Annotated in this window: 24 protein-coding genes and 1 pseudogene; 11 read left to right on the top strand and 14 right to left on the bottom strand. The window is 71.5% G+C overall.

Going from position 1 to position 24,287, the window contains the following annotated elements:
- Nucleotides 1–1,017: an allantoicase gene (gene alc / locus QSK39_RS49325; protein WP_285484773.1), complete on the top strand. Its 1,017-nt coding sequence runs from the start codon at nucleotides 1–3 to the stop codon at nucleotides 1,015–1,017.
- A gap of 38 nt (nucleotides 1,018–1,055) precedes the next feature.
- On the opposite strand, the gene QSK39_RS49330 is transcribed toward alc, so the two are convergent.
- The 4 genes from QSK39_RS49330 to QSK39_RS49345 all read right to left on the bottom strand — a co-directional run bounded on the left by QSK39_RS49330 (nucleotide 1,056) and on the right by QSK39_RS49345 (nucleotide 4,057).
- Nucleotides 1,056–1,229, bottom strand: a complete 174-nt coding sequence (locus QSK39_RS49330) for a hypothetical protein (protein ID WP_285484774.1) — start codon at nucleotides 1,227–1,229, stop codon at nucleotides 1,056–1,058.
- Between the two features lie 277 nt (nucleotides 1,230–1,506).
- Complete coding sequence (locus tag QSK39_RS49335; protein ID WP_285484775.1) at nucleotides 1,507–2,262, bottom strand: MBL fold metallo-hydrolase; 756 nt, start codon at nucleotides 2,260–2,262, stop codon at nucleotides 1,507–1,509.
- A 35-nt stretch (nucleotides 2,263–2,297) separates the two neighbouring features.
- Nucleotides 2,298–2,774, bottom strand: coding sequence for a CoA-binding protein (locus QSK39_RS49340; protein ID WP_285484776.1), 477 nt, complete (start codon nucleotides 2,772–2,774; stop codon nucleotides 2,298–2,300).
- Nucleotides 2,771–4,057, bottom strand: coding sequence for an O-acetylhomoserine aminocarboxypropyltransferase/cysteine synthase family protein (locus QSK39_RS49345; RefSeq protein WP_285484777.1), 1,287 nt, complete (start codon nucleotides 4,055–4,057; stop codon nucleotides 2,771–2,773). Before QSK39_RS49345 ends, QSK39_RS49340 begins: the two co-directional genes overlap by 4 nt.
- Before the next feature lie 278 nt (nucleotides 4,058–4,335).
- Here QSK39_RS49345 and QSK39_RS49350 point away from each other — a divergent pair, with 278 nt between their 5' ends.
- The 5 genes and pseudogenes from QSK39_RS49350 (at nucleotide 4,336) to QSK39_RS49370 (ending at nucleotide 8,104) form a co-directional block, all read left to right on the top strand.
- On the top strand, nucleotides 4,336–4,863 hold the full coding sequence (locus tag QSK39_RS49350) for a DUF3887 domain-containing protein (RefSeq protein ID WP_285484778.1): 528 nt from the start codon (nucleotides 4,336–4,338) through the stop codon (nucleotides 4,861–4,863).
- Between the two features lie 40 nt (nucleotides 4,864–4,903).
- Nucleotides 4,904–6,202, top strand: coding sequence for a serine hydrolase (locus tag QSK39_RS49355; protein WP_285484779.1), 1,299 nt, complete (start codon nucleotides 4,904–4,906; stop codon nucleotides 6,200–6,202).
- Nucleotides 6,203–6,222: 20 nt separating this feature from the next.
- Entirely contained in the window at nucleotides 6,223–6,636 is a 414-nt protein-coding gene (locus tag QSK39_RS49360; RefSeq protein WP_285484973.1) for a VOC family protein, read from the top strand.
- Between the two features lie 64 nt (nucleotides 6,637–6,700).
- A pseudogene (locus QSK39_RS49365) lies at nucleotides 6,701–7,045 on the top strand (PPOX class F420-dependent oxidoreductase); the annotation flags it as partial.
- Between the two features lie 201 nt (nucleotides 7,046–7,246).
- Nucleotides 7,247–8,104 (top strand): sigma-70 family RNA polymerase sigma factor, encoded by an 858-nt coding sequence (locus tag QSK39_RS49370; protein ID WP_285484974.1) that lies wholly within the window; start codon nucleotides 7,247–7,249, stop codon nucleotides 8,102–8,104.
- A gap of 6 nt (nucleotides 8,105–8,110) precedes the next feature.
- On the opposite strand, the gene QSK39_RS53220 is transcribed toward QSK39_RS49370, so the two are convergent.
- Together QSK39_RS53220 and QSK39_RS49385 are read right to left on the bottom strand one after the other, a co-directional pair.
- A complete protein-coding gene (locus tag QSK39_RS53220; protein WP_502873389.1) occupies nucleotides 8,111–8,755 on the bottom strand; it encodes a (2Fe-2S)-binding protein in 645 nt (214 codons plus the stop codon).
- Between the two features lie 406 nt (nucleotides 8,756–9,161).
- Complete coding sequence (locus QSK39_RS49385; RefSeq protein WP_353051128.1) at nucleotides 9,162–10,013, bottom strand: putative RNA methyltransferase; 852 nt, start codon at nucleotides 10,011–10,013, stop codon at nucleotides 9,162–9,164.
- 174 nt (nucleotides 10,014–10,187) lie between these two features.
- Here QSK39_RS49385 and QSK39_RS49390 point away from each other — a divergent pair, with 174 nt between their 5' ends.
- From QSK39_RS49390 to QSK39_RS49400, 3 genes are read left to right on the top strand one after another with little or no spacing between them, the layout of a single operon-like run.
- A complete protein-coding gene (locus tag QSK39_RS49390; protein WP_285484781.1) occupies nucleotides 10,188–11,570 on the top strand; it encodes an ammonium transporter in 1,383 nt (460 codons plus the stop codon).
- Nucleotides 11,567–11,905: a P-II family nitrogen regulator gene (locus QSK39_RS49395; protein WP_086855863.1), complete on the top strand. Its 339-nt coding sequence runs from the start codon at nucleotides 11,567–11,569 to the stop codon at nucleotides 11,903–11,905. Before QSK39_RS49390 ends, QSK39_RS49395 begins: the two co-directional genes overlap by 4 nt.
- 11 nt (nucleotides 11,906–11,916) lie before the next feature.
- Entirely contained in the window at nucleotides 11,917–14,232 is a 2,316-nt protein-coding gene (locus QSK39_RS49400; protein WP_285484782.1) for a [protein-PII] uridylyltransferase, read from the top strand.
- A gap of 41 nt (nucleotides 14,233–14,273) precedes the next feature.
- Here QSK39_RS49400 and QSK39_RS49405 read toward each other — a convergent pair whose 3' ends face one another.
- From QSK39_RS49405 to QSK39_RS49430, 6 genes are all read right to left on the bottom strand, one after another.
- Nucleotides 14,274–15,620 carry an FAD-dependent oxidoreductase gene (locus QSK39_RS49405; protein ID WP_285484783.1) on the bottom strand — a complete coding sequence of 449 codons (1,347 nt, stop codon included), beginning with the start codon at nucleotides 15,618–15,620 and terminating at the stop codon, nucleotides 14,274–14,276.
- A complete protein-coding gene (locus tag QSK39_RS49410; protein ID WP_285484784.1) occupies nucleotides 15,613–16,275 on the bottom strand; it encodes a VC0807 family protein in 663 nt (220 codons plus the stop codon). The genes QSK39_RS49405 and QSK39_RS49410 overlap by 8 nt, the downstream gene beginning before the upstream one ends.
- Nucleotides 16,272–16,874, bottom strand: coding sequence for a TetR/AcrR family transcriptional regulator (locus QSK39_RS49415; RefSeq protein WP_285484785.1), 603 nt, complete (start codon nucleotides 16,872–16,874; stop codon nucleotides 16,272–16,274). Before QSK39_RS49415 ends, QSK39_RS49410 begins: the two co-directional genes overlap by 4 nt.
- 70 nt (nucleotides 16,875–16,944) lie before the next feature.
- A complete protein-coding gene (locus QSK39_RS49420; protein WP_285484976.1) occupies nucleotides 16,945–18,249 on the bottom strand; it encodes a GGDEF domain-containing protein in 1,305 nt (434 codons plus the stop codon).
- Between the two features lie 627 nt (nucleotides 18,250–18,876).
- Complete coding sequence (locus tag QSK39_RS49425) at nucleotides 18,877–19,629, bottom strand: SDR family NAD(P)-dependent oxidoreductase (protein ID WP_285484786.1); 753 nt, start codon at nucleotides 19,627–19,629, stop codon at nucleotides 18,877–18,879.
- Between the two features lie 22 nt (nucleotides 19,630–19,651).
- Nucleotides 19,652–20,239 carry a TetR/AcrR family transcriptional regulator gene (locus QSK39_RS49430; RefSeq protein ID WP_285484787.1) on the bottom strand — a complete coding sequence of 196 codons (588 nt, stop codon included), beginning with the start codon at nucleotides 20,237–20,239 and terminating at the stop codon, nucleotides 19,652–19,654.
- Between the two features lie 121 nt (nucleotides 20,240–20,360).
- Between QSK39_RS49430 and QSK39_RS49435 the strand changes: the two genes are divergently transcribed.
- Nucleotides 20,361–20,720, top strand: a complete 360-nt coding sequence (locus QSK39_RS49435; RefSeq protein ID WP_285484788.1) for a hypothetical protein — start codon at nucleotides 20,361–20,363, stop codon at nucleotides 20,718–20,720.
- Between the two features lie 53 nt (nucleotides 20,721–20,773).
- Nucleotides 20,774–21,646, top strand: a complete 873-nt coding sequence (ku, locus tag QSK39_RS49440; RefSeq protein WP_285484789.1) for a non-homologous end joining protein Ku — start codon at nucleotides 20,774–20,776, stop codon at nucleotides 21,644–21,646.
- 279 nt (nucleotides 21,647–21,925) lie between these two features.
- Here the strand turns inward: ku and QSK39_RS49445 are convergent, their stop codons facing one another.
- Entirely contained in the window at nucleotides 21,926–22,402 is a 477-nt protein-coding gene (locus QSK39_RS49445; protein WP_285484790.1) for a MarR family winged helix-turn-helix transcriptional regulator, read from the bottom strand.
- Nucleotides 22,403–22,411: 9 nt separating this feature from the next.
- Nucleotides 22,412–24,202, bottom strand: a complete 1,791-nt coding sequence (locus tag QSK39_RS49450; RefSeq protein ID WP_285484791.1) for an ABC transporter ATP-binding protein — start codon at nucleotides 24,200–24,202, stop codon at nucleotides 22,412–22,414.
- Nucleotides 24,203–24,287 lie beyond the last annotated feature (85 nt).

The raw sequence follows: 24,287 nt of genomic DNA on the forward strand, positions 1-24,287 counted from the left end.
ATGGAGGCTGTGTTGTCGTCTGATCGTCCTGAGTGGACAGAACTGCCCGACCTCGCGTCGCGCCGCTTCGGCGGGACGGTGATGTGGGCGACCGACGAGCTGTTCGCGGAGAAGGAGAACCTGGTCAACCCGTGGACGCCGGCGCACCGCGCCGAGACGTTCGGCCCGAAGGGCCAGGTCTACGACGGCTGGGAGACCCGCCGCCACCGCGAGCCGGGCGACGACCAGGCCGTGGTGCGGCTCGGCCTGGCCGGCACGGTCACCGGCGTCATCGTCGACACGGCGTTCTTCAAGGGCAACTACCCGCCGTTCGTCTCGGTCGAGGCGGCGTCGGTACCGGGTTACCCGTCGGCGGCTGAACTGGCGACGGTGGATTGGGACATCCTGGTCGACCGCGCCCCGGCGGCCGGCCACACGGAGAACTTCTACGCGATCAACGGTTCCCGCCGGTACACCCACGTCCGGCTGACCCAGCACCCGGACGGCGGAGTGGCGCGCCTGCGCGTGCACGGCGCCCCGATCCCGGACCCGGACCTGCTGGACCTGGACGCGCTCGACTTGGCGGCCCTGGAGAACGGCGCCCTGGTCACCGGGTGCAGCAACAAGTTCTATTCATCGCCGAACAACGTGCTCTCGCCCGGGCTGGCGGCGCACCAGGCCGAGGGCTGGGAGACGGCCCGCCGCCGCGACGACGGCAACGACTGGCTGACGCTCCGTCTCGCGGGCGCGGGCATCATCCGGTTCGCCGAACTGGACACGAGCAACCTCAAGGGCAACGCCCCGGGCTGGGCATCGGTCAGCGGCCGCGACACGTACGGCGAGTGGGTCCCGCTGTTGCCGAAGACCCGCCTGCAGCCGGACACCCGCCACCGGTTCGCACTGAAGGACGGCCCGGAGGTCACGGAGGCCCGCCTGGACATCTACCCGGACGGCGGGCTGGCCAGGCTGCGCCTGTACGGCCGGCTCACCGAGGCGGGCCGAACCAACGTGAAGGCGCGCTTCGCCAAGACACGATAAGGCGACGCGAGCCGCTCGGCTTTCCCGGCGGCTCGCGCTCAGCCCGCGTCCGGCCGGTTGAGGTAGGCGGAGGCCAGCGACAGGACACAGGCGCACCCGATGATGGCGCTGACCCACCACTGCAGCCCGACGACAATGCTCCAGACGAAGCCCGCCGCCGCCAGCACGGCGACGAGGATGTTCCGGAACTGCAGCGGAGTCGGTTTGGCCATGCCACCAGCCTCTCACGGGCGCGAGCCGGTCGATTGCGCACCCGGGGAGGAGGCACCGCCGGACTGCGGCCGACCCGTGCCGCTCCACTTTGTGTGGCTCACGTTCGCCCCGAGACGGCCCCTCGCCTCGCGCCCGCGAGGACACATCGGCGCCCTTGCCGCTCCGCTCGTGTCGCGCACGTCCGACCTGACTGCAGCCCTAGCCTCGGTCCGCCTTGGCTCACGCCAGGCGCGTTCCAGGCAGGCGCTCGTCCTCCCTCGTGCTCATGGCGCCGGGTCAGATCTCCGCGCGCTGGCCGGGTTCGAGCAGCACGAGGCGGTCGGTGAGGCCCGACGCTTCGAACTCCCTTCGCAGCGTGTCCGGTCCTTCGCTGAAGTGTTGCCAGCCGCGGAAGTGCAGTGGCACCACCTTCGCCGCGTCGAGCACCTTTGCCGCTTCGGCGGCGTTCGCGCTGGTGAGTGTCAGGGGAGCGCCGTCGAACAGCGCCGTCCGGGCGGCGCCGGCGAACAGCACCGCGATGTCCACGCGGAACCGCGACGCGATCTCCCGCACCAGCTCGACCGACGCGTTGTCCCCGCTGACGTACACCGTCGGCAGGCCGTCGCCGCTCAGCACGAACCCGGTGACCTCGCCGGTCGTCGGCTCGGCGCCCTCCGGCCCGTGCAGCGCGGGGACGGCGGTGACCGTCAACGGTCCGACCTGCGTCTCCTCCCACGGCTTCAGCCCCCGCGCGGTCCCGCCCAGCCGCTCGGCCCCGCTGGGCGTGATCAGCGTCAGCGGCACCGTCCCGAGGTAGGCCCGGCCCCGGTCGTCCAGGTTGTCGGGATGCTGGTCGTGAGACAGCAGGACCGCGTCCACCACGCCGACCGCGTCTTCGGTCAGCACGGAGTCCTCGGTCTTGACCAGCACGCGGTTGCCGATCGAGTGGTCGCCGGGCGCATCGAAGGTCGGATCGGTGAGCAGCCGGACTCCGCCCAGCTCGAGGAGCGCCGTCGGGCCACCGGACAGGGTGATCCCCAGAGTTTCGGTCATACCCCGGCCAACAGCGGGAACGCGCGTTCTCTTCCCTAGGGTGCCGACTGCCTCCGGGAGCTGATCACGCCGGTGTTGAACCCGGCCAGGTGGAGCCCGCCGGCGAAGCGCGCGTGTTCGATCTTCACGCACCGGTTCATCACGACATCCAGCCCGGCCTCTCGCGCGCGGTCGGCCACCGGCTCGTGCCAGAGCCCGAGCTGCAGCCACAGCGTCCGCGCGCCGGCGTCGATCACCTCTTCGGCCACCTGGGGCAGGTCGTCGTGCTTCCGGAACACGCTGACCAGATCCGGTTCTCCCGGTACGTCCTTGATCGACGCGTACACCGGCTTCCCGAACAGGGTGTCCAGCCGCGGGTTGACGAAGTTGACCTCGTAGCGCGTCGACGAGAGCAGGTACGTCGCCACGAAGTAGCTGGGCCGCGCCGGGTTGGCGGACGCGCCCACCAGCGTCACCGACTTCGTCCGGTTGAGGATCGCGCGCCGTTCGACGGCTCCCACCGCGTAGGTCATCCGGCCACCGCCTTGCCCAGTGCCTGGTCGAGGTCCCAGAGGATGTCTTCGACGTCCTCCAGCCCGATCGACAGCCGGATCAGGTCGGGGCCGACGCCCGCGGCCGCGAGCTGGTCCTCCGACAGCTGGGCGTGGGTTGTCGAGGCCGGGTGGATCACGAGCGTCCGCGCGTCCCCGACGTTCGCCAGGTGCGACAGCAGCTCCACCGATTCGACGAACTTCTCGCCGGCCGCCCGGCCACCGTCGATGCCGAACGAGAACACCGCGCCCGGCCCGGCCGGCAGGTACTTCTTCGCCAGATCGTGGTGCTCGTGGGAAGGCAGCCCGGCATACGACACCCAGGCCACCCGCGGGTCCGCTTCGAGGTACTCGGCGACCGCCCGGGCGTTGGCCACGTGCGCGTCCATTCGCTGGGGGAGCGTCTCTACTCCTTGCAACAGCAGGAAAGCCGAGTGCGGTGAGAGGACCGCGCCGATGTCCCGCAACTGCTCGGCGCGCAGCCGGGTGCAGAACGCGTATTCGCCGAAGTTCTCCCAATACCTCAGGCCGCCGTAGCTCTCCACGGTCTCGGTCATCCGCGGGAACTTCCCATTGCCCCAGTCGAACTTCCCGGACTCGACGACGATCCCGCCGAGCGTCGTCCCGTGACCGCCGAGGAACTTCGTCGCCGAGTGCAGCACGATGTCGGCACCGTGCTCGATCGGCCGGCACAGGTACGGCGTCGCCAGCGTCGCGTCCACCACCAGCGGGATGTCGTGGGCATGCGCGAGATCCGCCAGCGCCGCGAGGTCGGCGATGCCGCCGCGGGGGTTGCCGATCACCTCGGTGTAGAGCAGCCGGGTCCGGTCCGTGATCGCGGCCGCGTAGTCGTCGATGCCGCCGCTGACGAACGTCGTCTCCACGCCGAACCGCCTGAGCGTGCCGGTGAGCTGGGTGACCGTGCCGCCGTAGAGGCCGCTCGCCGACACGATGTGGTCGCCCGCCTCGGTGAGCGCGCTGAAGGTGAGGAACTCCGCGGCCTGCCCGCTCGCGGTGGCGACGCCGCCGATCGCGCCTTCGAGGCTGGCGATCCGCTCCTCGAACGCGGCCACCGTCGGGTTTCCGATACGGCTGTAGATGTTGCCGTACTTCTGCAGCGCGAAGAGGTTCGCCGCGTCGGCGGCGTCCTCGAAGACGAAGCTCGTGGTCTGGTAGATCGGCACAGCCCGCGCGCCGGTCGCCGGATCGGGGGTTCCGCCCGCGTGCAGTGCGCGGGTGCGGAAGCCCCAGGTGCGTTCACTCATCGGTTCTCACCGTAACCGTCCTCCCCTTCGGATGGCCACGCCTCTCAGGTGCTGGGCGGGACCATTTCGTGCTGCCGAGCGTAGCACGTTTTAGAATTCCGTGCGCTACACTCGAAAGTATGAAATGTGCTTCGTGTGGCAAGCCGCTGCCACCTCGGCGCGGAGCTGGCCGAAATCGCCAGTACTGCGACGCCACGTGTCGGAGCGCTGCCCGCCGGCAGCGAGCGCACGTAAAGAATGACTTGACAACCCGGCCGCGTCAATCCACTCTTGACGTCGTGCCGGGAGGGCCCTTGGTCGCGGTCGGTGAGGCGTTGCGAAAAGTCCGCGATGCCGAAGCGACACTGCGGGACGCCGTGGACGAGGCCAGGGCGGCCGGGCACACCTGGCAGGAGCTCGGCGACCTGCTGGGCACCAGCCGGCAGGCTGCCTTCCAGCGGTTCGGCCGGCCGGTCGACCCGGCGACCGGAGCGTCCATGACGGAGCTGAAGCCGCCGGACGTGATCCACCGCGCCGAGGGGCTCGTGGCGGAACTCGTGGGCTGCCAGTGGCACGAGGTACGGCGCGACTTCGACGACCGGATGCTTGCGGCGGTCGGTGAGGACGAGCTGCGGCTCGCCTGGGCGCAGGTGGCCGGATCGGTCGGCAGTTACGAAGGGATGGGGGAGCCGTATGCACGGTCCACAGGCGACTACACGGTCGTCCACATGCCGCTGGCGTTCGAGGCCGGCGAGCGGACCGTGCAGGTGACCTACCGGGAAAACGGCAAGGTGACCGGGCTGTGGATCCGGCCGCCCGAGCAGTAGCCGGTGATCAAGGGGAAACGACGGAAGCACAGGGGGATGAATGAAGACAGCGACAGCGGCCGTGGTTGCGGTCCTGGTGCCATTGGTGGCTCCGGCCGCCCAGGCCACCGAAGTGCCCACGGCGACGCAGCAGCTCGAGTGGGTGGTCGACGCGACCGGGCGCGTCCCGGTGTCCGATGCCGAGGTACGCGAGCACATCGCCCAGGTCCTGCTCACCGCCGTGGGCGGAACGGCGGGAGTCAACGGCGCACTCGCGCGGCTCGGCCCGATCGAACTGGAACAGATCGTCACCGAGGCTCCGGACCACGTCCAGGCCGCGGTGCACGGACCCGCCGACGACTACCTGCTCGACCTGCACGTCGACCAGGCCGGGCTGATCGACGGGCTCAGGTCGAGCCCGGACGACCCGGTCCCGGCGTCTTGGACGGAGGTCGATGCGCAGCTCGCGGCGCTCGGCGCCCGCGTGTCGTTCGGGGCGTCGGAGATCCTCCCGGACGGGCGCTGCCGGGACGTGCACGGCGTGAGTGACGACGTGCAGCGGCCGCTCGGCTCGGCCTTCAAGCTCTACGTCCTGGGTGCGCTCGGCAAAGCGGTCGCAGCCCACAAGGCGTCCTGGAGCGAGCAGCTGGCGATCCGCGACGACTGGAAGAGCCTGCCGTCCGGGGTGTTGCAGAACGAACCGGCCGGCACGCAGCTCCCGCTGTCCGCGTACGCCGACAAGATGATCTCGATCAGCGACAACACCGCGACCGACCACCTGATCCACCGGCTCGGACGGGACGCCGTGCAACGGCAGCTCACCGCGTTCGGCAACCAGCGGCCGTCGGCGAACATCCCGTTCCTGACCACGAAGGCGATGTTCGAGCTCAAGGCCACGCAGTACCCGGCTCGCGCCGATGCCTACCTGGCGCTGCCGCGCTGGGCGCGTCCCGCGGCGGTCGCCGGGCTGGAGCGCCTGCCGCTCACCGGTCTCCAGGGCTGGCAGGCGCCCGAGAAGATCGACGACATCGAGTGGTTCGGTTCCCCGGACGACATTTGCCGCGCCTTCTCCGGGCTGCAGAAGGAGAACCAGCCGGAGATCGGGCACGCGTTGTCCCTGAACGACGGCGGCCTCGGACTCGACCGGGCGAAGTTCCCGGAGGTCTGGTTCAAGGGCGGCAGCGAACCCGGCGTGCTGACCTTGAACTACCTGGCACGGACCGCGGACGGCCGTTCGCTGGTCACCAGCGTCATGGTGTCGGATCCGGTCGCTCCGTTGAACGAAGACCACGTTGCCGCACGGGGAATCGCCGTCGCGAAGGGTGCGGTGGCGCTTCTCGCGGCTACGCTTCGTCCGTGACGGTGCGGTGGACTCTGACGATGGACTGCGCGGAGCCCCGCGCGCTGGCGAGGTTCTGGGCGGTGGCCCTCGGCTACATCGAGCGGCCACCACCCGCCGGGTTCGCCCGCTGGGAAGACTGGTTCGCGCACCACGGAGTCCCCGAAACCGAATGGGATGACGGCGCCTACCTGACCGATCCGGAAGGCGTGCTGCCGAACCTGAGCTTCCTCAAGGTGCCCGAGGGAAAGGTCGTGAAGAACCGCTTGCACCTGGACGTCCAGGCCGGCGGCGGGCGTGAGGTCCCGTGGGACACGCGGTGGGAGCGGGTCGTCGAAGCGGTCGCCCGGCTCACCGCGGCCGGCGCGACGGTGGTGCAGGAGTACGAGCTGGACGGCCGCCCGGACCACATCTTGATGGCGGACCCGGAGGGCAACGAGTTCTGCGTGCTCTGAGCTGTCGATCCGGGTGCCGCGTATTCGTGTAGCGGGTGGATCCGGATCGTGACGAGGAGCGCTCATGACATTCACCGCCGAAGAGATCGCCTACCTGCGTTCGCAGCCGCTCGCCCGCGTCGCCACGCTCGGCGCGGGTGAGCAGCCGGACGTCGTCCCGCTCGCGTTCGAATTCGACGGCGAACACTTCTGGGTCGGCGGAGTCGGCGCGGCGGTGGCGGCGACCCGCAAGTTCCGGAACGTCGCCGCCGGCCGCCGGAAGGTCGCGATCGTGGTGGACGACCTGGTGTCGCTGCAGCCGTTCGTCGCCCGGGAGATCCGGGTGTACGGCGACGCGGACGAGCCCGTGGAACGGACCGGCCTGGTCGGGCCGGGGCTGTACTCCCGGATCACCCCGCGGATTTCGTGGAGCTGGAACATGGCGGGGGAACCGGCGGGAGAGACGTGGTTCGAGCCGAGGAGGGCGGTACATGGGAAGTTGAGCGGGTGCGTGGTCACGTGCCCGTCCTGGATGACTCAGATCACTCGGGGGTGTCCAGGCGTTCTCGTCACATCGGCCGTCGTCGCGGGGTCTACTGCTACGACTGCGGCGCGAAGGGGATGGGAAACGGTGGACACGCTGACCGAACGGTTCGAGCGGGAGCGCCCGCGGCTGCGGGCGGTCGCCTACCGGATGCTCGGTTCGGCGAGCGAGGCCGACGACGCTCTCCAGGAAGCCTGGCTGCGGTTCGACCGCACCGACACGGGTGAGGTCGAGAACGTCGGCGCGTGGCTGACGACTGTCGTCGCGCGGGTGTGCCTGTCGATGCTCCGGACGCGTCGCAACCACCGCGAGGAGCCTCTGGACGGCCGGCCCGAGCAGGGCGAGGACCGCCGGGATCCTGAGCAGGAAGCGGAGCTGACCGATTCGGTCGGGCTGGCGCTGCTCGTGGTGCTCGACGCGCTGGCGCCGGCCGAACGGGTCGCGTTCGTGCTGCACGACATGTTCGCAGTGCCGTTCGACGAGATCGCGCCGATGATCGACAAGACCCCGGCGGCGGCCCGGCAGCTCGCGAGCCGGGCCCGGCGGCGGGTCAAGGGCGGCACCGCGGCGGACGCGGGCCTGCCGCGGCGGCGCAAGGTCGTCGAGGCGTTCCTGGCCGCGTCGCGGGGTGGCGACTTCGAAGCGCTGCTCGCGCTCCTCGACCCGGACGTGGTGCTGCGTGCGGACCGGTTCGTCGGCCCGAGCCCGGCGCCGGTCGTGCTGCGTGGCGTCGAGAACGTGCGCAAGGGCGCGGTGCTGGCGTCCGAGCGGGCTCGGGCCAGCGAGCTGGCCCTCGTCGACGGCTCGCCCGGGCTGCTGTGGGTGCGCGAGGGGCGGCTGTCGGTCGTCCTGGCGTTCCTGGTGGACGGCGACCGGATCACCGGCATCGACGTCATCGCCGACCCGGAGCGGCTGCGCGGGCTGGAGCTGGCCGTCCTCGACTGAGGTGCGTCAGCCCAGGGCGGCGCGAAGCCGTGCGTCGCGCTCGGCGGGCGTCTGGCGCGGGCAGCTCACGCACTTCGGGTTGCCGACCTCGTAGATCAGGCAGCACGACGCGCGGCGCACGGCAGGCGTCCGGCCGACGCGCACGAAGCGCGGCTTCGGCAGGCCCAGGCCGATCGCGGCCACGAGCGGTTCGGCGAGGGCCATCGCGCGCTCGGGGTCGGGCGTCCACAGCAGCCGGTTGCCGATCGAGTCGGCGGCGATGGCGCCGAGGGCGCGCGCCCGAGCGCCGGTGACGGCGGCGATCGTGGTGATGGCGGCCCCGAGCGCCTCGCCGAACGCGGCGCCCAGCTCGGGCAGCCCGCCGATGAGGGCGCGGGTGGAGCGGGCACCGAGGAACCGGCCGTCGGCGAGGAGGTCGATCTCCATGGCATCGAGCGACGGGTCGGCCAGTACGAGCCGCGGAGGCCGGCCGGCGGCGGGTCGATCGGGTGGTGCCGGGTTTGCCGTCGGGGCGCTTGCCGAGTGCTGCGCTTGGCCGGGTGGTACCGAGCCCGCCGCAGCTGAGCCCGCCGCCGAGCGCTTCGCAGCCGGTCGCTCCGCGGCCGTGCCCGCTGCGGCCGTGCCCGCTGCAGCCGAGCCCGCCGCGGCCAAGCCCGCAGCCGTGCGCTCCGCGGCCGAGTTCGCCGTAGCCGTGCCCGCCGTAGCCGAGCCCGCCGCAGTCGAGCCAGCTACGGCCGAGTCCGCCGCCGCCGGGCGTTCCGCTCGGCCGGCCGGTGCTGGGCTCGCTGCGCTGTCCGTCGCGGCCGCCAGGCTCTCCAGCGCCGGGGCCACCAGCACCGATGACAGCGAATACCACCAGATCGTGCCGAGGACCTCCGGCCGGGCGCAGCCGTAGAGCTTGGCCGCGCCGCCGATGCGGGCGCGTACCCACTCCGGGTCCGCGAGCAGGGTCGCGGGGGCGGTCCAGTCGGGCTTCACCTCACCCAGCCTTCCAGATCTCGGCGATCCGCCCGCATGGCGTGCGAGGCCGTTCGTCCGCGGCCAAAAGCCGGACGCCTCACAGCCGCCGGTACGTCGAGACCGTGAACGACACCGTCACCGCCTGGGGTTCCGTCAGCGCGTCCAGGCGGGCACGCCGGTCGCCACGGTCGAGATGGAAGGCCGTCGGGCCCATCTCCACCGCCTGACGGATCTGCCGCGGGGTCAGCTGCGCCGTCCTGCGGACCTCCGTCCGGCCGGTGCGGGCGAAGTGCTCGCCGAGCGTGCTGTCCAGGCGCTCCTCCTTGCGGTCGTCCACCGACAGCACCAGGTCGCCCAGCTCGCGGAGGTGGTCCGGAGCCGGGGACGCGACCGTCAGCAACCCTCCGGGCCGCAGGACGCGGTGGAACTCCGGCCCGTTGCGCGGCGCGAAGACGTTCAGCACCGCCGATGCCACCCCGTCGCCCACCGGCCACGGCTCCCACAGGTTCCACACCGCCGCGCCCACGCGCGGGTGGGCGCGCGCCGCGCGCCGCAGCGCTACCGCCGAGACATCCAAAGCGAGACCGAAGGCCGCGGGCGCCGCGTCCAGGACGTGCGCCAGGTAGTAGCCCGTGCCGGCGCCCGCGTCGATCACGAGGCCGTCCGCCTCCGCGCACACGCGGGCCAGCTCGTCCGCGAGCGGCCGGTACGCGTCCGACGCCAGGAAGTCCGCGCGGGCCGCGACCATGGGCGCCGTGTCCGCCGTCCCGGCCGGGATTCGCGCGTGCAACAGGTTCACGTAACCCTGGCGAGCTAGATCGAAAGAGTGGCGGTTTTCGCAACGCAGCGTGCGATCGACGGCATCCAGCGGTGTACCGCACACCGAACAGCGCAACGCCTCCACGACCAAGGGTGGCAGTGGGTCATTCCCGTGGTCACTGGAGGTCATGGGGATATTCGACCACGACGTTACGCAACCAGACACTCCAGGACACGTCCCGGGAAACCTGGCCGTAACAACCGGGCACGGACAGTTCACGCGGGCGAAACCTCTCGCGCCGCCCCGTGAAACACCGCGAGCCAAAACTGCCTTCGCAGGACACCCAGGGCACGGGAGGACGATGTGCTGAACGCAGGAGACACCGCATGGGTACTGGCCAGCGCCGCGCTGGTCATGCTCATGACACCGGGATTGGCATTCTTCTATGGCGGCATGGTCCGCGCGAAGAGCGTCCTGAACATGCTGATGATGAACTTCATCGCACTGGCCGTGGTGGGGGTGCTCTGGGCCCTGTACGGCTTCTCGATGTCCTTCGGCGACGACGCCTTCGGCGGCCTCGTCGGTAACTTCCACTTCGCCGGCTTGGAGAACACCTTCGGGAAGCTCGCCGGCTTCGCGGTCGCCGCCACCGATTCGGCTCCGGCCGTCGCCTGGCCCGGCACGGATGCGCTGCCGGTGCTCGCGTTCGTCATGTTCCAGCTGATGTTCGCCATCATCACGCCCGCGCTGATCTCCGGCGCCATCGCCGACCGCGCGAAGTTCTGGGGCTGGACGCTGTTCGTCGTCATCTGGGTGACGGTCGTGTACTTCCCGGTCGCGCACTGGGTGTTCTCCTTCAACGGCTTCGTCGGCGAGAACGCGGTCGGCGGCTGGATCGCCAACAACCTCAAGGCACTCGACTTCGCCGGTGGTACCGCGGTCCACATCAACGCCGGTGCCGCGGGTCTCGCGCTGGCGTTCGTGCTCGGCAAGCGCAAGGGCTGGCCGAAGGACACCGGCCGCCCGCACAACGTGCCGTTCGTGCTGCTCGGCGCCAGCCTCCTGTGGTTCGGCTGGTACGGCTTCAACGCCGGTTCGGCGCTGGCCGCCAACGACCTCGCCGCCGTCGCGTTCACCAACACCACCGTCGCCACCGCCGCCGCCGTGCTCGGCTGGCTGATCGTGGAGCAGCTGAAGTTCGGCAAGCCGACCACCCTCGGCGCGGCTTCCGGCGCGGTCGCCGGCCTGGTCGCCATCACCCCGGCGTGTGGTTTCGTGAGCCCGCTCGGGGCCATCGCGATCGGCCTGATCGCCGGTGTCCTCTGCGCGCTGGCCATCTCGCTCAAGTTCAAGTTCGGTTTCGACGACTCGCTCGACGTCGTGGGCGTCCACCTGGTCGGCGGTATCGTCGGCACGCTGCTGATCGGCTTCTTCGGCACCACGAGCGTCAACGCGCTCGGCGCCGACGGCCTGTTCTACGGCGGCGGGTTCACCCAGCTGGGTCGTCAGGCCGCGGCCGCCGGTGCGGTGCTCGCGTACTCGTTCATCCTGTCCTTCATCATCGGTTTCGCGATCAAGAAGGCGGGCGGTTTCCGCGTCAGCACCGAGGACGAGGTCAGCGGCATCGACGAGGCCCAGCACGCGGAGAGCGCGTACGACTTCACCGGGTTGTCCGGCGGTGGCGCTCCGTCCATCCTTCCGGTCAAGACCACCCCGGCCGCGAAACTCGAGGAGAGCAAGGCATGAAGCTCATCACGGCGATTGTCAAGCCGTTCACGCTCGACGACGTCCGCTCCGCACTGGAGCAGCTGGGCGTGCTGGGCATGACGGTCAGCGAGGTCCAGGGCTACGGCCGGCAGAAGGGCCACACCGAGGTCTACCGCGGTGCCGAGTACTCCGTGGACTTCGTGGCCAAGCTGAAGATCGAGGTCGTCACCGACGACACGAACGTGGAGAAGGTCCTCGAGGCCATCACCACGGCCGCGCACACCGGCAAGATCGGTGACGGCAAGCTGTGGGTGACCCCGGTCGAGACGGTCATCCGGGTACGGACCGGCGAGCGCGGCACGGACGCTCTATAGGCGTCCGGGACATGGCCGACGGGGGCGAACTGGTCAAGGCCACCGAGCGTTTGCTCGAGGGCAGGCACGGGAGGCTGGGGGCGTCCGCACTGCGGGCGGCCCTGGTCGACCTCTACGAGTTCTGGCTGGGCAGGGGAGCCTCGGCGGCCGGCGTCGACACCGCGGAACCGGGTGTCGCGCTGGTCGCCGTGGGCGGGCTCGGCCGCCGGGAGCTGGTGCCGTTCTCCGATCTCGACCTGGTGCTGGTGCACAACGGCAACAGCAAGGTCGGCGAGATCGCGGACGCGCTCTGGTATCCCTTGTGGGACGCGAAAGTCGGACTGGACCACTCGGTCCGCACGCCCGGCGAAGCATTGAAGGTCGCTTCGGAGGACCTTCGCACGGCCATGGGACTGCTCGACGCCCGGCACCTGTCCGGGGACGCCGAGCTGACCGGCCGGCTGGTTTCCGCGGCGCGCGAACAGTGGCGCCGCACCGCGCGCAAGCAGATCCCGGACATGACGGCGTCGGTGCGGCAGCGCTGGACCCGCAGCGGCGAGATCGCGCAGTCCGCCGAACCCGATCTCAAGCACGGGCGGGGCGGGCTGCGGGACTTCGCCGTCTTGGAAGCCCTGGCCGCGGCGCAGCTCACCGCGCGGCCCGGCGAGGAGCTCTTGGAAGCCAAGGAGCTCCTGCTCGACGTCCGCACCGAGCTGCGGCGGGAGATCCGGCGCGAACGGGACATCCTGTCCGCGCCGGAGGCGGAGCTGGTGGCCGCCGAACTCGGGTTCGGCGACCGCTTCACGTTGGCCCGCAAGCTTTCCGGTGCCGGGCGCACCATCGCGTACGCGCTGGACGTCGCGCTCCGGTCCACTGTGGAGCCACCGAAGCCGCGCTTCGGACGACGGCCGTCGCGCACTCCGCTGGCGGAAGGCGTCGTCCTGCACGGGAACGAGGTCGCGCTGGCCCGCGACGCCGTCCCGGCGAAGGACCCAGCGCTCCTGCTGCGGGTCGCCGCGGCGTCGGCGCGCACGGGCAAGCCCATCGCGCTCGGCACGCTCAAGGCGCTGGCGGAATCGGCGCCGGAGCTGAGGGCGCCGTGGCCGCCGGAGGCGTTGAACGCCCTGGTCGAGCTGCTGGGTGCGGGGGAGGGCCTGGTCGACGCGGTCGAGTCGCTCGACCGCACCGGCCTGTGGGCCCGGCTGTTCCCCGAGTGGGGCGCGGTCCGCGACCTGCCGCCGCGTTCGCCGGTGCACCAGTGGACGGTCGACCGGCACCTCGTGCGCACCTGCGTCGAGGCGGCCAAGCTGACCACCACGGTGCCGCGGCCGGACCTGCTGCTGATCGGCGCGTTGCTGCACGACATCGGCAAGGGCCGCGACGCCGACCATTCGGAGCTGGGCGCCAAGATCTCCCTCCAGGTCGCGACGCGGCTCGGGCTGAGCGCGGCGGACGCGGCGACGGTGTCGGCGATGGTCCGCCACCACCTCCTGCTGCCGCACACCGCGACGCGCCGCGACATCAGCGAGCCGGAAACGGTCGGGCGCGTGGTGAAGACCCTGGACAGCGACCTCGTCCTGGTCGAGCTGCTGCACGCGCTCACCCAGGCCGACTCGCTGGCCACCGGCCCCGGCGTCTGGACGGACTGGAAGGCACGGCTGCTGGCCCAGCTCGTCACCGGGTGCGAAGAAGTGTTGCGCGGCAAGGGTTTCACCGCGCCCGAGCCGATGGACTCCGAACAGCGCGAGCTCGTCGCCCAGGCTGTGGCTTCGGGTACCGGCGAGATCCGGATCAGTGCGCAGGGCAAGGTCGTCACGGTGCTGCTGGCCGTGCCGGCCCGCGCGGAGCTCCTGGCGCCGGCGGCGGGTGTGCTGGCGCTGAACTCGCTGGAAGTGCACTCGGCGGTCCTGCGCGGCCACGACGGCGGCCGGGCCGGCATCTTCACGGCGTCCCCGAAGTTCGGCTCCCTGCCGGACGCGACGCTGCTGCGCGAGCAGTTCGCCCGCGCGGTCGCCGGAACCCTCCCGCTCACGCAGCGTCTGGCGGCGAAGGAACGCGACTACGGCTCGTCGGACGCGGCGCCGGTCGCGCCGAAGGTCCTCTGGTTCGACGACGAGACGAGCGGCCCCGACACGGTGGTCCTCGAACTGCGTGCCGCCGACCGGATCGGCCTGCTGTTCCGGGTCGCCGGGGCGTTGCGCCGCTGCGACGCGGAGGTCCGCTGGGCGAAGGTGTCGACGCTGGGCGGGGCGGTGGTGGACTCGTTCGCGGTCACGCCCCGCGGCGGCCGCATCGAGCCGGGCTGGCGGCGTGAGGTGGAGCAGGCGATCTTGGCCGCCGCTTCGTGAGTGAGCTTGCCCGAGCCACCCCTTGGCTCGGGCAAGCTTGATCACCGGTGCAGGGCCACGGCGGCAGGGTGACCGAACCAGCGGTGCAGGGCGTTCTCCAAACCCGGGCCACCGGCCCACACCACGTAGCCGTCCGGCCGGACGAGCTGCGGCTCGGCGCCGGACCGCGGCTCGACCCGGTCGGCCCATCCCTCGGGGAGCGCAGCACCGGTCAGCACGGCGCGGCCGTCGGGTGCGGCCGGCACCTCGGCGCGACCGGACACCCCCGGGTAGCTCACCCCGAGGCCCGAGAGCTCCGCGGCGAGGGCACGGCGCGCCTCGGGGACGGCCAGCAGCCCCGTGACGACCTCCCGCACGGCCGCCGCGTCCGGGACGGGCACCCCGAGCGCTCCCTGGGCGCGGGTGCTGACCAGCACGCGGGCGGCGATCGGGTGACGCTCGGCGTGGTAGCTGTCGAGCAGGCTCTCCGGCGCCGTGCCGCGGACCGTCGCGGCCAGCTTCCAGCCGAGGTTCACCGCGTCCTGCAGGCCCAGGTTGAGTCCCTGGCCGCCGACCGGGAGGTGGACGTGCGCGGCGTCGCCGGCGAACAGCACCCGGCCGTGGCGGTAGCGCTCGAGCTGCCGGGCAGCGTCGCCGAAGCGTGACGCCCACCGCACCTCGCCCACCTCGATCTCCGGGCCGTGCGCGGAGGTCAAGGCCCGCTGCAGCTCGTCGCGCGTGACCGGCTCGTCGCGACCCAGCCGCTGCTGCTCTTCGCCGAAGACGATCGTGCGGTAGCGGCCGCCGGACAGCGGCAGCAGGTACCCCGACCCCGACGACGGCAGCGTCCACGCGTCGGCCAGGCCGGCGGGCTTGGCGGACAAGGTGAGGTCGGCGACGACCAGCGAGATCCGCGCCGGGCTGCCGGGAAACGCGGCACCCAGGAGCGTGCGCACCGTGCTGTGCCCGCCATCGGCGGCGACGAGCCACCCGGCCCGGTGAGTACGTCCACCCGCTGTGACCATCACGCCGTCGTCGTCCTGGGTCACGGCGGTGACGGCCGCGTCGCGCAGCACCGGGGTCCGCAGCCGTGCCTCGATCGCCGCTGCGACGTGGACCTGTTCCACGCCGAGCTGGTACGGGAATCGCGTCGGCAGGTCGGTGTAGTCGATCGGGAGGCCCGAGAAGTGCCCTCCGGGCAGCTTCGCCTGCACGTGGGGCTCGATCGCGGCGAGCAGGCCGCGGTCGGCCAGCACCTCGACCGAGCGGGGCTGCAGGCCGAGGGCCTTCGACTGCGTCGTGGGCTCGGCGTCGCGTTCCAGGACCAGCACCTCGAGCCCGGCGCGCTCCAGTTCGAACGCGGTCAGCAGGCCGGTGGGCCCGGCGCCCGCCACGAGGACGTCAGGCATCGAGGTTCTCCTTCTTGAGGTACCAGAGGTGCCAGACGAGCAGGACGGCCAGCGCGCCGAACCACGCCACGTTGGTGACCAGCGCGATCAGGTCGATCGGCAGCGTGTAGACGAGCACGATGTGCAGCACCGCACCGGCCAGCAGCACCGAGCCCCAGGCGGCCGTGTTGATCCGCAGGCCGCGGCGGAACCGGGCGTCGGTGTCCCAGCGGCCCACCCACGCGTCCGCCCCTTCGGCACCGCGCTTGACCTCGGCGATCGTGCGGCCCAGCGTCAGCTGCGCCGGCCGGCCGATGAACACCGAAACCAGCATCCACGCGCCGAACACGCCACCCAGCGCCGCTGTCCACCCTTCGCGGATCACCAGCGTGCGCGGGTCGTCCGAGAGCAGGCCGAGCACGACCGACAGCACCAGGACGCTCAGCGTGACCAGGGCGACCAGGTCGACCCGGCGGTTGCGCACGATCGTCCACACGACGTACGGCGCGGCCACCAGGACGCCGGCCATCAGCGCCCACCACTGGCTCACGCCGGCCGCGCGCAGGCCGTAGAACAGCGCCATCGGCACGATCACTTCGAACACGACGTTCAGCACGTTCGCGCGGACCAGCCGGCGCAGGCCGGCGTCGGGTTCGGTCTTCTCTTCGATCATCATCCGTGTTCCCCAGTGGATTCGGGTGCGGTCGCCCGCACGTAGAGGTCGGCGAGCTCACGGCCGATGCGCGCGAGCTCGGCGGGTTCCAGCCCGGCCGCGGCCGCCGTCGCGACGACGGCGTCGAGGCCGGAGGTGAAGGCGAGCGCCGTGGTCCGGGCATCGAGCGGGCCGAACGCGCCCGCTGCCTGCCCGGTGCGGAAGTGCTCTTCGAACAGCGCGAGCCGTCCGTTGACGCCGGCGCTCTGCGAGCCGGCGTTCTTCACCAGGTCGATCAGCGCGCGGACTTCGGCCGGGTGCTCGCCGACGAGTTCGACGTTCGATTCGACGTAGGCGCGCAGCTGCGCGACGTGGCCGACGGCGGCGTCGATGCGCGGCTGCATGAACGCCCCGGTGACCAGCTCGATCTCGGTGACGCACGCCGCGAGCAGGTCGTCCTTGCCCGCGAAGTGGTAGCTGATCATGCCGGTGCTCGACAGGCCCGCCTGCTTCGCGATCCGGCTGAACGACGCCTTCGCGTAGCCGGCCTCGGCGATCACTTCGATCGCCGCCCGCACGATCTGGGCCCGCCTGCCGGACTCGGTGAAGGTTCTTGCTCGCATGAGCAAAATTTAGCTCAGCCGAGCAAAAATGACAAGTCGCCAGGTCAGGGGCAGGAAATGGGGGAGTGGATCAGGCGGTGGCGGTGCCGTCGACGACGCGGTTGCGGCCCGCGTCCTTGGCCCGGTACAGGGCCTTGTCGGCAGCCTGCAGCAGCCGCTCGACGGCCGTGCCGCCGTCCGGGTACGTCGCGACGCCGATCGAGGCCGACAGGGCGTCGATCACGCGGAGGTGGGTGCCGTCCTCGTACTCGACCTTCAGCGACTCGATCGCCGACCGGATGCGCTCGGCCACCGTGAGGACCGCCGCCGGGCCGATGTCCGGCAGCAGGACCACGAACTCTTCGCCGCCGAAGCGGCCGACCGAGTCGTAGTCGCGGACCGCGCTCTTGATCGTCGCCGCAACCGCGCGCAGCACCGTGTCGCCCGCCAGGTGACCGTGCGCGTCGTTGATCAGCTTGAAGTAGTCCAGGTCGATCATCAGCACGCCGAATGTGCTCCGGGAGCTGCGCTGGGCGCGGGCCAGTTCGCGCGAAGCGAGCAGATGCCACCCGGTCGTGTTGAACAGGCCCGTCTTCTCGTCGGTCGTCGCGGCGATCTCCAGCTGCTTGATCAGCACCGCCCGGTGCAGCACCAGCAGCGGCGGCACGATCGCGACGGCGAGCGCGGGCAGCGTCGCCAGCGTCAACGCCGTGAGCAGGCCCAGGCAGAGCGTCGCGACCTCGAGGAGGTTGTCGCCGAGACCGCCGAAGAACGCCTTGATCGTGCGCTTGGTGATCGTCAGCGCCGGGACGATCGTGATCGCCGAGACCAGGAAGTACGTCACCGCGGCCAGCGCGATGGCCGTGACGCCGCGCCAGCCCGACGTCAGCGCGGAGTACATGTCGCCGACGCCGAGCCGGGCGAGCACGAACTCGGCCGAGTAGCAGGTGACCACGACCAGCGTCGCGTTCAGCGTGGTCCGGAACGGCGGGACGCGCTTCATCCGCGCGAGGCTGCGCGTGGCCAGGTGCAGGTACAGGACGGCGATCAGGGCCGTCACGAGCGCGGGCGGCAGGAGCAGCACGCCGGCGAACGTCCAGACCGACGTCAGGTTGATGTGCGGGGTGTCGGACACCAGCCGCCGGACGCGCTCGATCTGCCGGCCGAGCTCCGCTTGCAGCACACCGAGGCCGGCGAGGACGCCGAAGACGACCAAATCCCAGGCGTGGACGGGCACCACCGCGGCGGTCCAGATGGTGGCCACGAGCGCTATGGACTCGACGAGGAAGCAGTAGAAGATCAGCGATCCGCGCTGCTGCCAGAGCGTCCAGCGAGCAGGGTTCAGCGCCCCACGGATCCGGCCCACGCGGGGTTCGGCCGGACGGGCGCCGTCCATACTCAAGGCGGGTGCAACTCCCCTGGGTGATCCGACGATCCGCGTCCACTTCACCACATCGGGCGACCGCGATCGACGATTGCCACACGTTCGGAGCAGCGAAGGGAGGCCGTCATGCGCAACCGCGAGTCCTGAGCCGCCGAAGTCCCGCCGGAACACCCGAGAGGAGACGTGCCGTGCGCAACCGCGAGTCCTGAACCCACGCCCACCCGTCCACGCGCGCGAGAGGAGAGCCAAGTGCGCAACCGCGAGTCCTGAACCCACGCTCACCCGTCCACGCGCGAGAGAGGAGAGCCAAGTGCGTAACCGCGAGTCCTGAACCAGCGCTGACCTGCCACTACGTGCGTGAGGAAAGCGCCGTGCGCAACCGCGAGTCCTGAAGCGAAGCCCACCCGTCCGCCACGCGCGAGAGGAGAGCCCCGTGCGCAATCGCGAGTCCTGAACCCACGCCCACCTGCCCCGACGTCCGGAAGGAGACGCGCCGTGCGCAACCGCGAGTCCTGACCCCGCCGAACACCCGTCCGCTCACCACGAGAGGGGAAACGTCACCATGCGCAACCGTGAATCGTGAACGCCCGCCGGAGGAGCTCCGGCCTGCCCAGTACCCGCGGGCCCGGGTGGGGCCGCTCAGGCGGTCGCGCCGCCGTCGACCACCAGGTCGTGCCCCACGGTGAAGGCCGCTTCGTCCGAAGCCAGCCACAGCACCGCGGCGGCCACTTCGGCGGTGGCCCCCACCCGGCCCAGCGGGATCGCGCCCTTCAGCCGTGCGGCGCGGTCCGCGTCCGTCTCGCCGGGGCGCAGCGACATGTCCGTGGCGGTCGCCCCCGGGCTGACCGCGTTGATGCGGACGCCGTCGGCGATGTGGTCGCGCGCCGCCGTGCGGGTCAGCGCGCTCACCGCGGCCTTCGACGCCGCGTAGGCCGCCATGTTCGGCAGCCTGCCGTGCGCGCCGATGTTCGACGCGATCGTGACGATCGCGCCGCCGCCGTGCGCCCGCATGTGCGCGACCTCGTGCTTCAGGCACAGCCAGGTGCCGGTGAGGTTCGTGCCGATCACCGCGCCGAAGGCGTCCTCGTCGAGGTCCGCCGCCGGCGCCGGCGACCCGAGGATGCCCGCGTTGTTGACCGCGACGTCCAGCCCGCCGTGCCGCTCGACGACCGTGGCGACCATCCGCGCCACGTCCGCCGAGTCGGTGACGTCCACCGTCACCGCGCTCGCCGCGCCCCCGATTTCCTTCACCGCGGACGCGAGCCGCTGCTCGTCCCGGCCCGCGACGGCGACCGTCGCGCCTTCCGCCGCGAACGCCTGCGCCGTCGCCAGCCCGATGCCCGAGCCGCCGCCCGTCACCAGGACGACCTTGCCTGCGAACCGTGCCCCCATGTCTGCCTTCTTTCTGGTCTGATCAGTCTCGAATGAGTACGCGCATCGCCTGCGAGACGGCCGCGTGCAGCCGGCTCGCCGCGTCCGTGCCCTTGCCCAGGACGCGCAGTCCCTGGAGCACGGTGAGCAGGAAACGCGAGAGCGTCGCCGGGTCGCTGTCGTCGGCGAGTTCGCCCTGGGACCGAGCGCGTTCGAGCGCCATGGTCAGGGCGACTTCGAGGGTGTCCCAGCTGCGCTCCACGATCCGGGCGACCGCCGGATCGCGGGGGAGCAGCTCGATCGCCGCGTTGACGACGAAGCAGCCGACGGGCCCGTCTTCGTCCAGGATGTCCGCGACATAACCGTCGAGGAGCCGTCGCACCGCGGCCACCCCTGAGCCCGGCTTCGACAGCTCGGTCATCACGCGGGTGTCGGTCCGCTCAGCGTAGCGCTTCAACGCCGTCACGTAGAAGTCGTGCTTCGTGCCGAAGGTGGCGTACAGACTCGCCTTCGCGACGCCGAGGTGCGCGACGAGGTCGCTGACCGACGTCGCTTCGTAGCCCTGACGCCGGAAGAGCGCGAGCGCGGCGTCGCAGGCTTCGTCGACGTCGAACTCCTTGACCCGGGACATGATCGAAACCCTAGTCGTATCGAGAACGTTCGGTCAAATAAGTGCCCCGCGGTGTGTCGCCTCCGATGACAGGCCGTGCGGTGGCACGATGGCGGGTCTGACCGGCCTGAGGGGGTGAGCGATGCAGGACCTGACGCTGCCGCCGACGGTCGTCGCCACTCACCTGCGCTCCTGCGCCGAAGAGCTCGCCGCCGGCCTGCGCTGCGGCGGTCCGGGCGCCACGACCGGCGAGCTCACCGACGTCGTCGCGCACCTGATCGCCAGCCAGGAAGCCATCTCCCACGCGCTCGCCGGCCTCGCCGCCCGCGTCGAAGGCGGTGCGGACGCCCTCGCCGCGGCCCCGCCGCCGGACGTCGAGGTCGTCGCCGAGGTGCTGCGCGAGGCGGCCATCGCGGCCCGCTGCGCGGCCGAAGCACTCGACGAGGTCACGCCGTCGTTCGAATGTGTGAGCGAATCCGTCGCGCCTGACACCCGTTTGTAGCTGTCGGGGCGCGTGGGCGCCTGTCTAGCCTGGGAGCTGCGGAGGTGGCTCGCATGCGCGCGATGTGGATGGGCACGATCGGGTTCGGCAGCTACGCCATCCCGGTGAAGGCGTACAGCGCGACCGAGGACCGCGAGATCCCGTTGCACCAGGTGCACGAGGCCGACGGCGGGCGCGTCCGGGTGAAGCGGGTGTGCGAGGTCGACGGCGCCGAGGTGCCGCCCGAGCAGATGGTCCGCGGCTACACCGTCCCGGGCGGCGACGTCGTGCTGCTGTCGGACCACGAGCTCGCGTCGCTCCCGATGCCCGGCCGCACGATCGCCATCCGCGGCTTCGCGCCGCTGGCCGACGTCGACCCGATCTGGTTCGCGAAGAGCTACTACCTCGAGCCGGAGCCGGCGGGCACGAAGCCGTACGTGCTGTTCAGCGAGGCCCTGCAGCAGTCCGGGCGGATCGCGCTGGTCACCGTCGCGCTGCGCCGCCGCGAGACGCTCGGTGCGCTGCGCGTGCGCGACCAGGTGATCGTGCTGGAGACGATGCTGTGGCCGGACGAGGTCCGCACGCCCGACTTCCCGTTCCGGCACGCCGACGTCGACATCCGCCCCGGCGAGCTGCGGCGCGCGGTGAACCTCGTCGAGGAGCTGACCGGCGAGTTCGACCCCGGCCGCTACCCCGACCGTTACCGCGAGGCGTTCCAGGCGTTGGTCCAGGCGAAGATCGACGGCGCCGAGGTCGTCCAGCCGACGGCCGCGGAGCAGGCGGAGGGCGTCACGCGGCTGCTGGCGGCCCTGCAGGAGTCGGCGTCCGAAGCCGAGGACGCGCGCAGTGCGGCCGTCGCGAAGGCCAAGGCTGCCGCGTCGAGGGCGGCGAAGGCGCGTACGACGGCGAAGCGCGCCGCTACTCGCGGGCGCACGAAGACGTCCTGAGTAGTACTACCCACGGGTAATTGAGGGTTCTCCCACTGCTGGCCGGGTGCTCCGGAGCGGCAGACTTCGTCCTGTCAGCGGATACCGGATCGCTGGCGAAGGGGGAGGGAACCGGACGGCCCCTGGGGAGGTGAGCCGTCCGGGCACCAGGGTTCCGGGGCGGGCCGACGGAGGAGCGGCCCGTTCCCGGAACCCGTGCCGCACCGCGGGGAGGCGGAGCGGCAGAGGGGAGTGGCCCGGAGCCGCCGTGGAGGGATCGAGGGGTCTCCGCGGCGGCTTTCAGGCGTCCGCGACCCGGAGCAGCAGCTCCGAAGCCAGTTTCAGCAGCTGACGTTCGGTCGGTGACAACGTCGCCTCGATCGCGCCGGCCAGCCAGCGCTCCCGGCGGGCGCTGTACTCGCGCAGCACCGTCAGCCCCGCCGGCGTGATGCTCACCAGCGAACGGCGCCCGTCCGCCGGGTCCGGCGAACGCGTCACCAGCTCGCGTTCGGTCACCCACGCGAGGATCCGGGTCAGCGACTGCGGCTGCAGCCGTTCGGCTTCGGCCAGCTCGGTCGGCGTGTGCGTGCCCGCCCGGTAAAGCCGGCTCAGCACCGCCAGCACCGCCGGGCCCGGGCCGTTGAGGTCCCGCTCCGCGCGCATCCGCCAGTTCAGCCGCCCGACGCCCTCGCGCACCCGGTGGGCCAGGTCGGCGAGCTCGGCGTCCTCGCTGACCTGCAAGGTGACTCGGCCGAGGGCGTCGGGTTCGGGCTGCATGGCCCCAGGTTAGGCGGTTCCCCGGACCAGCCGGGCATAACGCCCGTCGCGCGCCAGCAGCTCGTCGTGCGTCCCGCGTTCCACGATCCGGCCCTCGTGCAGCACCACGATCTGGTCGGCGTGCTCCACAGTGGACAGCCGGTGCGCGATCGTCAGCGTCGTGCGGCCCGCGGCGAGCCGGTCGAGCTCGGCCTGCACCGAGCGTTCCGTGCGGGTGTCGAGCGCGCTGGTCGCCTCGTCGAGGATGAGCACCGGCGGGTTGCGCAGCAGGATCCGCGCGATCGCCATCCGCTGCTTCTCGCCGCCGGAGAACCGGTAGCCGCGCTGGCCGACCACCGTGTCGTAGCCCTCGGGCAGCCCGGCCAGCGTGTCGTGGATGTGCGCGGCCTTGGCCGCCGCCTCGATCTCCTCGTCGGTCGCGTCCGGCCGCGCGAAGCGCAGGTTCTCGCGGACGGTGTCGTGGAACAGGTAGGTCTCCTGCGACACCATCCCGACACCCGCCGCGAGCGACGCCAGGGTCACGTCGCGGATGTCGGTGCCGTCGATCTCGACGGACCCGCCGCTCACCTCGTACAGCCGCGCCACCAGGTACGCGAGCGTCGTCTTGCCCGAACCGGTCGACCCGACGAGCGCGGCCGTGGTCCCGGCCGGGACGTCGAGGTCGATGTCCTTCAACGTCAGCGGGCCGTCCTCGTCGTAGCGGAACGAGACCCCGCGCAGGGAGACGTCGCCGCGCCGCACGTCCAGGGTGCCCGCGCCCGGCTTGTCGCTGATCTCGACCGGCAGGTCCAGCACCTCGAAGATGCGCCCGAACAGCGCCTTCGACGTCGCGACGTTCTGCCCGATCGTCTGCATCGCGCTGGCCGGCGCGACCAGCCGGTTGAGCATGCTGGTGAACGCCACGACCGTGCCGAGCGAGATCGGCGACGCGCCGCCCGCCAGTGCCAGCCCGGCGATCCAGTAGACGAGCGCGGGGATGACGGTCAGGCTCATCCCGCGCGACGCGATCTGCCAGCGTCCGGCCAGCGCCGCCGCGCGTTCCAGCGACGCGATCTCCCGGGACTCGGCGCCGAAGCGCTCGCGCATCGCCCGTTCGTTGCCCATCGTCTTGGCGAGCAGCACGCCGGTGACCGACAGGGACTCCTCGACCATCGTCGTCAGCCGGGCCATCCGCCGGGTCCGGCCGCGGGCCAGCGTCCGCCGCTTCTTGCCCAGCCGGAGCGTGAACAGCAGGAACAGCGGGACGACGATCAGCGAGAGCGCCGCGAGCTGCCAGTCGAGCACGATCAGGGCGACGGTGATGGCGATCGTCGTGGTCGCGTTCTGCACCACCGAGCCGGCGGTGGTGGTGATGACGTTGTCGACGCCGCCGATGTCGTTGAACACCCGCGAGAGCACTTCGCCGCTCTTCGTCCGGGTGAAGAAGCCCAGCGACATCCGCTGCAGGTGGCCGTAGACGGTGACGCGCAGCTCGTTCATCACCCGCTGGCCGATGGTGTTGGACAGCCCGGTCGTGGCCACGCCGAGGGAGCCGCTGCCGACCGCGCAGACGATCATCCCCGCGGCCAGGAGGCTGATCAGGAGCGTGTCGCGGTGCGGGAGGGCGTCGTCGAGGATCTCGCGCAGCAGGAACGGCGAGACGACGCCGAGGCCGGCCTGCAGCACGATCAGCGCGAACAGCGCGGCGAGGGGCCGGCGGTGCGGGCGGAACAGGCCGGCGATCCGCCGGAGGGGGACCGGTTCGTCGGCGTCGGCGGCCGGTTCGGCGAGCGACGGCCGGGGTCTGGTCGCGGAAGTCATACACGCATGTTTACTGATTCTCAGGATGCGCGCCAGCGGTTTTCCCCAGGTAAAGCCACTTTTACCGTTTCTCGCGCGCGGAGTA

The organism is Amycolatopsis sp. NBRC 101858, from assembly GCF_030269325.1.
GTDB classification, from domain to species: domain Bacteria; phylum Actinomycetota; class Actinomycetes; order Mycobacteriales; family Pseudonocardiaceae; genus Amycolatopsis; species Amycolatopsis ponsaeliensis.

What these genes read in the sequence shown, in the direction of transcription:
- QSK39_RS49435 (WP_285484788.1), top strand. Translation starts at nt 20,361, where the DNA reads ATGCAGGACCTGACGCTGCCGCCGACGGTCGTCGCCACTCACCTGCGC.
- QSK39_RS49360 (WP_285484973.1), top strand. Translation starts at nt 6,223, where the DNA reads ATGGACTGCGCGGAGCCCCGCGCGCTGGCGAGGTTCTGGGCGGTGGCC.
- alc (WP_285484773.1), top strand. Translation starts at nt 1, where the DNA reads ATGGAGGCTGTGTTGTCGTCTGATCGTCCTGAGTGGACAGAACTGCCC.
- QSK39_RS49415 (WP_285484785.1), bottom strand. Translation starts at nt 16,874, where the DNA reads ATGCGAGCAAGAACCTTCACCGAGTCCGGCAGGCGGGCCCAGATCGTG.
- QSK39_RS49395 (WP_086855863.1), top strand. Translation starts at nt 11,567, where the DNA reads ATGAAGCTCATCACGGCGATTGTCAAGCCGTTCACGCTCGACGACGTC.
- QSK39_RS49355 (WP_285484779.1), top strand. Translation starts at nt 4,904, where the DNA reads ATGAAGACAGCGACAGCGGCCGTGGTTGCGGTCCTGGTGCCATTGGTG.
- QSK39_RS49340 (WP_285484776.1), bottom strand. Translation starts at nt 2,774, where the DNA reads ATGACCTACGCGGTGGGAGCCGTCGAACGGCGCGCGATCCTCAACCGG.
- QSK39_RS49445 (WP_285484790.1), bottom strand. Translation starts at nt 22,402, where the DNA reads ATGCAGCCCGAACCCGACGCCCTCGGCCGAGTCACCTTGCAGGTCAGC.
- QSK39_RS49420 (WP_285484976.1), bottom strand. Translation starts at nt 18,249, where the DNA reads ATGGACGGCGCCCGTCCGGCCGAACCCCGCGTGGGCCGGATCCGTGGG.
- QSK39_RS49335 (WP_285484775.1), bottom strand. Translation starts at nt 2,262, where the DNA reads ATGACCGAAACTCTGGGGATCACCCTGTCCGGTGGCCCGACGGCGCTC.
- ku (WP_285484789.1), top strand. Translation starts at nt 20,774, where the DNA reads ATGCGCGCGATGTGGATGGGCACGATCGGGTTCGGCAGCTACGCCATC.
- QSK39_RS49450 (WP_285484791.1), bottom strand. Translation starts at nt 24,202, where the DNA reads ATGACTTCCGCGACCAGACCCCGGCCGTCGCTCGCCGAACCGGCCGCC.
- QSK39_RS49330 (WP_285484774.1), bottom strand. Translation starts at nt 1,229, where the DNA reads ATGGCCAAACCGACTCCGCTGCAGTTCCGGAACATCCTCGTCGCCGTG.
- QSK39_RS49385 (WP_353051128.1), bottom strand. Translation starts at nt 10,013, where the DNA reads ATGACCTCCAGTGACCACGGGAATGACCCACTGCCACCCTTGGTCGTG.
- QSK39_RS49345 (WP_285484777.1), bottom strand. Translation starts at nt 4,057, where the DNA reads ATGAGTGAACGCACCTGGGGCTTCCGCACCCGCGCACTGCACGCGGGC.
- QSK39_RS49410 (WP_285484784.1), bottom strand. Translation starts at nt 16,275, where the DNA reads ATGATGATCGAAGAGAAGACCGAACCCGACGCCGGCCTGCGCCGGCTG.
- QSK39_RS49400 (WP_285484782.1), top strand. Translation starts at nt 11,917, where the DNA reads ATGGCCGACGGGGGCGAACTGGTCAAGGCCACCGAGCGTTTGCTCGAG.
- QSK39_RS49425 (WP_285484786.1), bottom strand. Translation starts at nt 19,629, where the DNA reads ATGGGGGCACGGTTCGCAGGCAAGGTCGTCCTGGTGACGGGCGGCGGC.
- QSK39_RS49430 (WP_285484787.1), bottom strand. Translation starts at nt 20,239, where the DNA reads ATGTCCCGGGTCAAGGAGTTCGACGTCGACGAAGCCTGCGACGCCGCG.
- QSK39_RS49405 (WP_285484783.1), bottom strand. Translation starts at nt 15,620, where the DNA reads ATGCCTGACGTCCTCGTGGCGGGCGCCGGGCCCACCGGCCTGCTGACC.